General features: G+C 40.0%; 1 protein-coding gene and 1 pseudogene. Both read right to left on the bottom strand.

Annotated elements, in window-relative coordinates:
- On the bottom strand, positions 1-199 hold a 199-nt coding region (locus R8269_RS26565; protein WP_318223083.1), incomplete at its 3' end, for a hypothetical protein.
- 409 nt (positions 200-608) lie between these two features.
- Positions 609-1,006: pseudogene (locus R8269_RS26575) on the bottom strand (DUF1214 domain-containing protein).
- Between the last annotated feature and the right edge of the window lie 3 nt (positions 1,007-1,009).

Genomic DNA, 1,009 nt, shown 5'->3' on the forward strand with positions numbered 1-1,009 from the left:
CGATGTTAGAGAGATAATCGAGGTTGATGCCGTAAAATGGACCGACACTGTCTACAACGGAATTTGAAGAGTCGTTTTGTGTGATAACGCCGACTACGATGCTGTCTTTTGTATTTTCTTTCGCAAGCGCATTAAAGGAAACCGCAAGACTGGTTACGGTTGCGGTAAGTATGATTATTTTTCTTAGAATGCTGAACATAAATGCTTCCTCTAATTGGAAAGCCAGACTAAATTGATCAGCAAAAATGTCAAATTTCGAACTTTAACGAAATGAGCATTAACTATATGTTTTAAATTGATTAATTAAAAATAAGTAAGGACATTCTGACAAGATATTCCACCTTTGACTACACGATATTTGCGTTCAATATCTCAACAGTAAATGTTCTGTGTTTCAGCCAACAAACAACTGGAAAGTTGGAAAACGCGCCATCAGATTATTCTCAAGACTTAGCCAGATGATAAGTCTTGTTTATTTAGTAAAAAGCTCAGCCACAGGTAAAACAGTCCTGTAGCCGAGCTTAATTTTACAACAGACAATCTCAGTTTTGAGGTGCCGTGTTATAACTCAGGGAGACGTGTGTTTCCCTATATTGATACCAATGTTCTTATTTGACGAGTTCGATATCACCCATCGTCCAGCTCTTATCGAACATTTTCTCTGTTGGGCCGTAGAAGCGGAAATACGTAAACCAACCTTCTCCTGGGTTCGTTTGTACCCAGTTGTTCTCATAACCTTTCACTGGCTTGGACCGTAGTAAACGTCAATCGAACCGTCAGAGTTAACTTTTAAATTCTTACGAGAAGAAATGTCTGGTGAGCCTGCATCGTTGATGATCATCAGGCGATTGTTTTCATCGTAAACCGTCGTCGACCAGAAGTTTGATGCAGGGACATTCGCTGGTACATGCAGTTTGTAGGTATGTTCACCTGAAAGCCAGTTACCATCACTATCTTGATACGTTACTAAGTAACGCTGACCAAAGCCTGGAACCGTACTCTTCATACC

The organism is Vibrio sp. Vb0667 (assembly GCF_033391095.1).